Genomic DNA, 6814 nt, shown 5'->3' with positions numbered 1-6814 from the left:
ACCGCCCTCCGAAGCTTTTCGCACAGGTAAGCGACTTTTTTCGGATCTGAAGTGAACCGCGATTCCCCTTCCGGGTACCGTATGTGGCAGGCGAGTTGCCGATGTGGTCACTAGGAGGTTGGCGTGGAGCGCACCCTTTTCGAGCCCGAACACGATCTGTTCCGGGAGTCCTACCGTAAATTTCTGGATCAGCATGTCGCGCCGCACCATGCCGAGTGGGAGCAATCCGGGGTCGTGGATCGGCAGCTGTGGCTGGAGGCCGGTAAGCAGGGGTTCCTCGGCATGGCGGTGCCCGAGGAGTTCGGCGGCGGCGGGGTTGAGGATTTCCGCTACAACGCGGTGATCACCGAGGAGACCACCAAGGGCCAGTACTCAGGGCTGGGCTTCTCGCTGCACAACGACGTGATCGCGCCGTATCTGCTGGAGCTGGCCAACGAGGAGCAGAAGCAACGTTGGCTGCCCGGATTCTGTTCCGGTGAGATCATCACCGCCATCGCCATGACCGAGCCGGGCACCGGTTCGGATCTGCAGGGCATCAAGACCCGCGCGGTCAAGGACGGCGACGACTGGGTCATCAACGGCGCCAAGACCTTCATCACCAACGGCATCAACTCCGACATCGTGATCGTGGTCGCGCAGACCGATCCCGAGAAGGGGGCGATGGGCTTCTCGCTGCTCGTCGTCGAGCGCGGCATGCCCGGCTTCGAGCGCGGCCGCAACCTGGACAAGATCGGTCTCAAGGCGCAGGACACCGCGGAGCTCAGCTTCACCGACGTGCGGGTTCCCGGCAAGAATCTGCTCGGCACCGAGGGCATGGGTTTCATCCACCTGATGCAGAACCTGCCGCAGGAGCGGATGTCGATCGCCGTGATGGCCGCCGCCGCGATGGAAGGCTGCCTGGAGACCACCATCCAGTACGTGCGCGATCGCAAGGCCTTCGGCAAACCGATCGGCGCCCAGCAGAACACGCGGTTCGTCCTGGCCGAGCTGGCCACCAAGACCACCGCGGTGCGCGTGCTTGTCGACCGCTTCATCGAGGCCCTCAACGCCGGCACCCTCTCGGCCGAGGATGCCGCGATGGCCAAGTGGTGGAGCACCGAGGAACAGCTCGACCTGATCACCAAATGCCTGCAGCTGCACGGTGGTTACGGCTACATGCGCGAATACCCGATCGCCAAGGCGTACATGGACGCGCGGGTGCAGACCATCTACGGCGGCACCACGGAGATCATGAAGGAAATCATCGGCCGCTCCTTGAAGCTGAGCTGACGCACCCCGGATGCTCTCGCGGCAACGGCCGCCGCCGGTTCTCCGGCGGCGGCCGTTGTGTGCCGCAAGTATTTTCGCGCTATGAGCTCGTTCCCGACAGTGCGGTGGCCGCCTCGGTGAGGTCGGCGACCAGACTGTCGTAGGCCTCGGCACGATCGGGAGCGCGCAGCGCGGCGGCCGGATGGATGGTGGCCAGCGCACGGAGATCATCGTGTGCGATCAGCCGCCCGCGGTCGCGGGTGATCCGGAAGTCGGGGCCGAAGACGGCCTGCGCCGCCACGGCGCCCAGGCAGACCACCAGCTGTGGACGGATCGCGTCGAGTTCGGCGGTCAGCCAGGGCGTACACGCGACGATCTCGGTGCGCCCGGGCTTCTGATGGATGCGGCGCTTTCCGCGCTCGGTGAATTTGAAATGTTTCACCGCGTTGGTGAGATAGACGGCGTCGCGGTCGATTCCGGCATCGGTGAGGGCGCGGTTCAGCAGCGCTCCGGCGGGGCCGACGAACGGATGCCCGGCCAGATCTTCGCGGTCGCCGGGTTGCTCGCCGATCATCACCATCGGGGCGTGCGGCGGGCCCTCGCCGAAGACGGTCCGGTTCGCATGCTTGTACAGATCGCAGCCGTGACATCCGCGGGCGGCCTCGCGCAGTCGCGCGAGATCGGTGGTGTCCGGCACGAATTCCGCTGCGCCCGGAGCCTTTACCACGACGGCGCCTTCACCTTTCTCTCGTCACTTCGCGCCCACTTCGGTCTCGATCGCCGAACAGAACGCGTCCAGATCGCGCGGATTGCGGGAGGTGATGAGCGTCCAGCCGTCCTGCGTCCGGACCACCTGCTCATCGACCCATTGAGCGCCCGCGTTGCGCACATCGGTCTGCAGCGACGGATACGAGGTCATGGTCTTGCCGCGGATCAGGTCGGCCTCGACCAGCAGCCACGGGCCGTGGCAGATCGCGGCGATCGTCTTTCCGGCGTCGGCGAATCCGCGCGCCAGGTCGACGGCCTCCTTCGTGGTGCGCAACTTGTCGGCGTTGACGGTGCCGCCGGGGACCACCAACGCGTCGAAATCGCTCACCGACACCGAGGCCAGATCGGTATCGGGGTCGACGGTGGTGTCGATCTCGGTGTCGTGGACGAAGGTCTGTACCGCGTCGGTGGACGGGGCGGCGTGGGTGACACGAATACCGTTGTCGCGCAACTGCTTCAGCGGTTCCAGCAGCTCGTCGCGTTCCACACCGGTCTGCGAGGTCACCACCAGGACGGCGGGCTCTCGGTCGGGTCGGCTCATCTCGTCTCCTTCTCGGGCTCGGGGCGTTCAGGCGCCCTGCAGGCGGATCAGCGTGTTGAGTAGTTCGGCCTGTTCGGCCAGTTCGTGCTGATCGGGGTGGTTGCCGATGCGGTCGGCCAGTTCGGGACGCCGGATCAGCTCCAGTCCGTCCTCGCCGCTGTCGGTGGCCAGCCTTACCCGGCCCTCCGACAACACCAGGCGGGTACCGGGGCTGCCCGCGTCCAGCAGCATCCGCAGATCCTCGGCGGTGACCTGCGGATGCGTTCCAGGGGTCTGCTCATCGGATGTCATGTCCGGCGGGTGCCCGGCCGACAGCGGGTGAAACACCGGCCTGTGGAACCGGGGGCCGCGGGTCGCGGCCGGGTACATCCGGGCCGGGATCGGGTGCGGGTCCCGGGATGGGCCGGCCGGGATCCGGAGGTGGTTCCGGGGTGGGTTCCGGCGGGGCCGGCCGTCCGGGATCGGGCGGCGGATGACCGGGAATCGGATCGGGGCTCGGGCCCGGAATCGGCCGGCCCGGTTCGGGCGGGCGGCCCGGCACGGGATCGGGTTCCGGAATCGGCGGGCGCGGATCCGGGTCCGGGGCCGGAATCGGATGTTCGGGCGTGGGATCCGGAACCGGCTGCGGTGGAACCGGTTCCGGAATCGGAGGCTCGCCGGCCCGTAGTCGCGGACCGGCGTTGTCGGTATACATGTCGACTCCTCGAACGGATGATGATCGGCCGCGCGGTGGACGGCGCGCTACGACGACGGATAGGCCGGGTAGGGCGCGGCCTTCAGGGTCCGCGCCAGGTGCGCGGCATTGCGCGCCATGCCCGCGGTGGTCGTCGCGACGGCCTCGGGAGTGTTGTCCAGGTCCAGATAGTCGACGCCGCTCATCGCCTCGCCGTTCCAGTACGTGCAGCCCTGGGCGGGCACGGTGAAGCCGATGTCGTTGAGCGCCTGGAACGTATCGGCGCAGATCTTGTGCGCGCCGTCCTCGTTGCCGACGACGGCGGCGATGCCCACCTTGCCCACCATGGCGGGCCGGTTCTCGTCGTCGGTGACCGACAGTTCGGCGTCGAGGCGTTCCAGTACGCGCTGAGCGACCGAGGACATGTGGCCCAGCCAGGTGGGCGTGGCGATCAGCACGATATCGGCGGTGCTGATCTGTTCGCGCAGCTGCGGCCACTGATCGCCGTCACCTTCGTCCGCGGTGATGCCGGGGCGGATATCGAGGTCGACGGCACGCACGGTCTTGCCGGTGACGCCGTGGTTCGACAGTTCGCGCAGCACCTGCTCGGCGATCAGCTCGCTGCTCGATCGATCCGGTGACTTCTTCAACGTGCAACTGATCGCGATGGCGGTGAGGTCGTCCCCGGGAGCTCGGGAACCGGTCGGGTCGTTCACAATGTGCTCCTTTCGACGGGCGACAGGATGCTCTGATTCGCGCATACCCGCCGAACCGCGGTCGAACCTGACCGGCAGGCGCCGCCGATCGAACCGGCGCGGGCCACCGATTGAGGCGCCGAGCACCGGGTATGCGGCGCCTATGGAGATTCCGCACCCCGACGTGCGCCGAACATCCGGCCACCGCCCGCTCTCGGCGTCCCGGCATCGGCCCACCCCGGCGCCGGTGACGGTGAATACCGGCGCGCCGCCGCTACCGCAGCCGCGCGGCGAACTCTCCGCAGGCATCTGCGCCCTGCTCGGCGGCACCGCCTGCCATGTCGATTTCGACACCGCGAACGCCGATCCGTACGGCGAGGATCTGCAGCTGGCACTGCACCTGTGCTACGAATTGCATTACCGCGGTTTCGATTCCGTCGATCCCCGGTGGGAATGGGACCCGAAGTTGCTGCGCATGCGCGCCCACCTCGAGGACCGGTTCCTGGCCGCGATGCGACGCGACGTGCCCGGCGGCGACGACCTCGACGGCGAACTCGACGATCTGCTCGTCGAGCCGGTCGAAGGCGCGGGCGTCGGGCATTTCCTGAACGAGCAGGGCCAGTGGTGGCAGGTGTGCGAATACTTCGCGCACCGATCGATCTATCACCACAAGGAAGCCGACCCCTACGCGTGGGTGATTCCCCGGCTGCGCGGTCAGGCGAAGGCCGCATTGGTCGCGGTCGAATACGACGAGTTCGGCGCCGGTCGCGGTGAGGACGTCCACGCTCAGCTGTTCGCCGATCTGCTGGCCGGTGCCGGCCTCGACGACACCTACCTGCACTACCTCGACGCCGTCCCCGCGCCGATGCTGGCGCTGGTGAACATGATGTCGCTGTTCGGCCTGCACCGGCAGTTCCGGGGCGAACTGGTCGGCCATTTCGCGAGTGTGGAGATCAGCTCGCCCCCCGCTTCGCGCCGGATGGTCGACACGTTGCGGCGGTTGGACGCGCATCCGGCGTGCGTGCGTTTCTATGCCGAACATGTGGAGGCCGACGCGGTGCACGAACAGGTGATGCGCCGCGATGTCATCGGCGATCTCTCGGCCCGCGAGCCCGAGTTGATCGCACCGATGGTTTTCGGCATTCAGGCGACGACATTGCTGGAGAACGCCATCGACCGGCACATGCTCGACAGCTGGTCGGCCGGGAACAGCTCGCTGCGCGACCCGGAGGCGATCCCGCGAGATCGCGCGGGTTGATCATGGGAAGGCGGGTATTCGGCGATCATGAGACTGTTCCGCGCACCGGGTGTCTACGCCCCGACAGCCGATACCGGACTGCTGATCAGAGCGCTGGGGGCCGCCGCCATCCCGGAGGGGTCCAAGGTGGTGGACGTGTGTACCGGCACCGGTGCCGTGGCTATCGAGGCGGGACGGTCCGGTGCGTCCGCGGTCACCGCGGTGGACATCTCGCGCCGCGCGCTGGCCTCGGCGTGGCTCAACAGCAGGCTGCACGGGGTGCCGCTGGAGTTGTTGCACGGCGATTTCGGCCGGGTGCTGCACCGGCGCACCTTCGACGCGGTACTGGCGAACCCGCCCTATGTGCCGGGACCCACCGAGGTTCCGGCACACGGCCGGGCACGGGCCTGGGAGGGCGGGCCGAGCGGCCGGGCGCTGCTCGACCCGCTGTGTCGGCTGATGCCGGAGTTGTTGCGCACCAAGGGAATCGCGCTGATCGTGCATTCCTCACTGTGTGATCCGGATCTGACCGTGCGCCAGCTGCGCGACGGTGGGCTCAAGGCCGCGATCGTCGTCCGCGAAACGTGCGAATTCGGGCCCGTGCTGCGCCGGCGCGCGGACTGGCTGGAGCAACAGCGCCTCATCGAACCCGGGGCGCGGCAAGAGGAGCTGGTGGTGATCCGTGCCGATCGAGAATGACGACCCCACGCCCGGCCCGGCCCGCCGCACCCGGGTCACGCTGACCAAGGACGGTCCGGCGCTCATCGAAGGTCCGGTGGAGCTGGTGACCGACGACGGCCGCGTCGTGCGCTGCGATCGGTTCGTGGTCGCGGTGTGCACCTGCCGCCGCTCCGGAATCTATCCGCTCTGCGATACCACCCATCGCCGTCATCGCCGCAAGCGCGGCTGACCGCTCGCTGTGTCAGTGCCGCGGTGTCACGCTGGTGTGCCGCGGGATCAGGATCGCGGTGAGGACCGCGACCGCCGCCACCACCACCGCGGCCGCGTACGAGGTGACCGTGAGCGCGGAATCGAATGCCGCCGAGGCCATCTCGTGCACTCGCGCCCCGAGTTCGCCGCCGATGTCGCCGGCCACCGCGATCGCGCCGCCGGCCGATTCACGAGCCGTCTCGCCCTGAGCCCCGGCCAGCGGGACGTCGCTCATGTAGTGAGTGAACAGCGCGCCGTGCACACTGCCGAGCAGCGCCACCCCCAGGCCGTTGCCCAATTCGTAGCTGGTCTCCTCGACCGCGCCGCCCTGCCCGGCCCGTTCGGCGGGCACCGAGGAAACCAGAACCGCCGCGGCGGCGGTGACCGCGATTCCGTCACCGATGCCCAGGCAGACCAATACCAGCGCCACCACGGCGTAGCTGGTGGGCTCGGGCGAGATCGCCAGCACCGCGAAGCCGGCGGCGAGGATGAGCAGGCTCGTGACCATCACCCCGCGTACCCCGGTCCGGCGCAGCAGCGCCGGTGTGGTCAGCGAGCCGATCAGGGTCGCGGCCGCGGCGGGTGCCGTACGGATACCGGCCTCGGCGGGGGAGTAGCCGTGAATGTACTGCAGCCACAACGAGATCAGGAACAGGGCGGCGCCGATCGCGATCATCGCCATCAGTGTCGCCAGGGCCGCGGCGAGGAAGACCGGGCGCCGG

10 protein-coding genes are annotated in these 6814 nt (G+C 68.4%); 4 read left to right on the top strand and 6 right to left on the bottom strand.

Annotation, left to right across the window (positions count from 1 at the left end; translation table 11 throughout):
- Nucleotides 1-123 precede the first annotated feature (123 nt).
- Entirely contained in the window at nucleotides 124-1269 is a 1146-nt protein-coding gene (locus RJ03_RS16225; RefSeq protein WP_036503217.1) for an acyl-CoA dehydrogenase family protein, read from the top strand.
- A 79-nt stretch (nucleotides 1270-1348) separates the two neighbouring features.
- On the opposite strand, the gene RJ03_RS16220 is transcribed toward RJ03_RS16225, so the two are convergent.
- From RJ03_RS16220 to RJ03_RS16200, 5 genes are read right to left on the bottom strand one after another with little or no spacing between them, the layout of a single operon-like run.
- Nucleotides 1349-1975, bottom strand: coding sequence for a UdgX family uracil-DNA binding protein (locus RJ03_RS16220; protein WP_036503214.1), 627 nt, complete (start codon nucleotides 1973-1975; stop codon nucleotides 1349-1351).
- Between the two features lie 24 nt (nucleotides 1976-1999).
- Nucleotides 2000-2557, bottom strand: coding sequence for a type 1 glutamine amidotransferase domain-containing protein (locus RJ03_RS16215; RefSeq protein ID WP_036503212.1), 558 nt, complete (start codon nucleotides 2555-2557; stop codon nucleotides 2000-2002).
- 27 nt (nucleotides 2558-2584) lie between these two features.
- A complete protein-coding gene (locus RJ03_RS16210; protein WP_036503210.1) occupies nucleotides 2585-2848 on the bottom strand; it encodes a hypothetical protein in 264 nt (87 codons plus the stop codon).
- Nucleotides 2835-3251 carry a hypothetical protein gene (locus RJ03_RS36710; RefSeq protein ID WP_063820391.1) on the bottom strand — a complete coding sequence of 139 codons (417 nt, stop codon included), beginning with the start codon at nucleotides 3249-3251 and terminating at the stop codon, nucleotides 2835-2837. Before RJ03_RS36710 ends, RJ03_RS16210 begins: the two co-directional genes overlap by 14 nt.
- Nucleotides 3252-3298: 47 nt before the next feature.
- A complete protein-coding gene (locus RJ03_RS16200) occupies nucleotides 3299-3946 on the bottom strand; it encodes a flavodoxin family protein (protein WP_051024753.1) in 648 nt (215 codons plus the stop codon).
- 142 nt (nucleotides 3947-4088) lie between these two features.
- Between RJ03_RS16200 and RJ03_RS16195 the strand changes: the two genes are divergently transcribed.
- The 3 genes from RJ03_RS16195 to RJ03_RS16185 are packed head-to-tail and all read left to right on the top strand — an operon-like array spanning nucleotide 4089 to nucleotide 6072.
- A complete protein-coding gene (locus tag RJ03_RS16195; RefSeq protein ID WP_083870861.1) occupies nucleotides 4089-5183 on the top strand; it encodes an iron-containing redox enzyme family protein in 1095 nt (364 codons plus the stop codon).
- 27 nt (nucleotides 5184-5210) lie between these two features.
- Nucleotides 5211-5861: a HemK2/MTQ2 family protein methyltransferase gene (locus RJ03_RS16190; RefSeq protein ID WP_036503207.1), complete on the top strand. Its 651-nt coding sequence runs from the start codon at nucleotides 5211-5213 to the stop codon at nucleotides 5859-5861.
- On the top strand, nucleotides 5851-6072 hold the full coding sequence (locus RJ03_RS16185; RefSeq protein WP_036503219.1) for a CDGSH iron-sulfur domain-containing protein: 222 nt from the start codon (nucleotides 5851-5853) through the stop codon (nucleotides 6070-6072). The genes RJ03_RS16190 and RJ03_RS16185 overlap by 11 nt, the downstream gene beginning before the upstream one ends.
- A 12-nt stretch (nucleotides 6073-6084) precedes the next feature.
- Here RJ03_RS16185 and RJ03_RS16180 read toward each other — a convergent pair.
- The coding region (locus tag RJ03_RS16180) for an MFS transporter (RefSeq protein WP_036503205.1) at nucleotides 6085-6814 on the bottom strand (730 nt) is incomplete at its 5' end.

Origin of the sequence: Nocardia aobensis NBRC 100429, from assembly GCF_000308375.1 — a bacterium.
In the GTDB taxonomy this organism is placed as follows: Bacteria; Actinomycetota; Actinomycetes; order Mycobacteriales; family Mycobacteriaceae; genus Nocardia; species Nocardia aobensis.
This window is presented reverse-complemented; position numbering and strand designations above follow the sequence as displayed.

What these genes read in the sequence shown, in the direction of transcription:
- RJ03_RS16190 (WP_036503207.1), top strand. Translation starts at nt 5,211, where the DNA reads ATGAGACTGTTCCGCGCACCGGGTGTCTACGCCCCGACAGCCGATACC.
- RJ03_RS16195 (WP_083870861.1), top strand. Translation starts at nt 4,089, where the DNA reads ATGGAGATTCCGCACCCCGACGTGCGCCGAACATCCGGCCACCGCCCG.
- RJ03_RS16210 (WP_036503210.1), bottom strand. Translation starts at nt 2,848, where the DNA reads ATGACATCCGATGAGCAGACCCCTGGAACGCATCCGCAGGTCACCGCC.
- RJ03_RS36710 (WP_063820391.1), bottom strand. Translation starts at nt 3,251, where the DNA reads ATGTATACCGACAACGCCGGTCCGCGACTACGGGCCGGCGAGCCTCCG.
- RJ03_RS16215 (WP_036503212.1), bottom strand. Translation starts at nt 2,557, where the DNA reads ATGAGCCGACCCGACCGAGAGCCCGCCGTCCTGGTGGTGACCTCGCAG.